The organism is Robbsia andropogonis (assembly GCF_000970345.1).
GTDB classification, from domain to species: domain Bacteria; phylum Pseudomonadota; class Gammaproteobacteria; order Burkholderiales; family Burkholderiaceae; genus Robbsia; species Robbsia andropogonis.
Genome location: NZ_LAQU01000168.1, coordinates 1 through 1,637, shown reverse-complemented (window position 1 = coordinate 1,637; position 1,637 = coordinate 1). Strand labels below are relative to the sequence as shown.

Below are 1,637 nucleotides of genomic sequence, written 5' to 3'. Positions count from 1 at the left end.
CGAATGCATACGGTTGTGGCCGTGCAAGGCGGGGACGCCATACTTACTAACCGCAATGGGGGGCATGTGAAGGCGTCCGACGGAACCGTTTGGTCGCTTTCGTCTCATCGAATCCTGCAAATGCCGGAGACGTCATCGGACATTTTCGCGTGGACCAACGGCACTCTCATCGTTCTCGACCGCGCGGTTCCCGATGTCGTGGAAACGCTGGGGCGTTACTTCAAGGGTTACATCCGCTTTCCCAATGCTGCCTTGAACCGCCGAGTGAGCGGCGTTTTTTCTCTCGACGACATCGAAGCCTCCCTACGACAACTCGCCGAAGGATTAGGACTTATCCTGGATTTCTACGGTAACGCCCTTGCGATCGCCACCTGAGGTGACGCAAAACCGACGGCATTTTTTATAGACGGAAAAATGTTGCTGGAGGTGACACTTTTCTTCGCTCGATGCACAACACAGATAAAGGGGAGCGATTTTTTTTCCTGAATCCAGTGCGCGACGAACGGAGGAAATATGATTGACCATATTGACAAAGCAATTCTGTCGGTCCTGCAGCAAGACGGCACAGTGCCCGTGGCCGAGATTGCAGATCGTGTGAATCTATCCACCACCCCGTGCTGGCGACGGATTCAGAAGCTTGAGCAGGACGGAATCATCGCTCGTCGCGCTGTGCTGCTTAACGCGGAGAAGCTCAACCTCGGCGTTACCGTCCTGGTCGAGATCAAGACTGCGCAGCACACCGCTACGTGGCTTAAACACTTCTGCGAAGTGGTAGCCGATATTCCCGAAGTAGTAGAAGTCTACCGAATGAGCGGCCATATCGACTACATGTTGAAAGTGGTCGTTCCCAATATTGCCGCATACGACGGAGTTTACAAGCGCTTGATCAGGGAAGTGGACATCTTCGACGTGAGCTCAAGCTTCTCGATGGAGAAAATCAAACATACGACGGTTCTTCCGCTGGACTATGTATCGTGAGCAAATCTCGCCGGCATTATGATCGGGACAGAATTCCTCAATGAGCGCCTACGATGCAAATCGATTTCGGGATTCAAGATGATGAAGAATTGTTTCGAAAAAATATTTCAAGGCTGATTGCTAGACTTTGTTGTGTCGATGAAACGGATGATATCGGCGCTTAGGTGGGTCGGAGAATCCGTGTGCGTGCGATGGTAACGGCTGGGCTAAAGAAATTTTAGAGAGAAGCTCGGAGACGATGAACCAGGGCTGTGGCATTTTTATAGCAAGTAGGAATACTAATTAATGCGAGAAGTCCGTCACATATTTTGGCAGGAAATCGTGAAAAGAAAACTTGGTGTGCAAAGCGCCAAAGGTAACGTCTCAGGCATCGCCATCGCAATGGCCGTTGCCCAGGTCTTCTCCAGTACAGCTGCGTACGCGCAGAGTGACGTGGAACGCACCTACCACATTACGAGTGGCCCGCTGGACCGAACCTTGGTAGAAATTGCTCAATCCTCAAAGGTCCGGCTAAGCTATGACGCCTCCCTTGTCCAATCGCTGAAATCGGCCGCAGTGGACGGTACGTATTCTCCAGAAGAAGCCATCCGTCACGCGCTAGTCGGAACCGGGCTCAAGCTTGAGAGCACGCCGACCGGTAACCTTACCATCACCAAAGT

Annotated in this window: 3 protein-coding genes; all 3 read left to right on the top strand. The window is 52.0% G+C overall.

All coding sequences use genetic code 11. The features are described 5' to 3' along the window. Positions 1-375, top strand: a 375-nt coding sequence (locus WM40_RS26825) for a FecR family protein (protein ID WP_046154609.1), incomplete at its 5' end; no start/stop codon positions are given. Between the two features lie 138 nt (positions 376-513). Beyond that, on the top strand, positions 514-978 hold the full coding sequence (locus tag WM40_RS26820; protein ID WP_046154608.1) for an Lrp/AsnC family transcriptional regulator: 465 nt from the start codon (positions 514-516) through the stop codon (positions 976-978). Between the two features lie 285 nt (positions 979-1,263). After that, the coding region (locus WM40_RS26815) for an STN domain-containing protein (RefSeq protein ID WP_046154607.1) at positions 1,264-1,637 on the top strand (374 nt) is incomplete at its 3' end.

Coding starts and splice junctions, on each gene's coding strand:
- WM40_RS26820 (WP_046154608.1), top strand. CDS start 514: ATGATTGACCATATTGACAAAGCAATTCTGTCGGTCCTGCAGCAAGAC.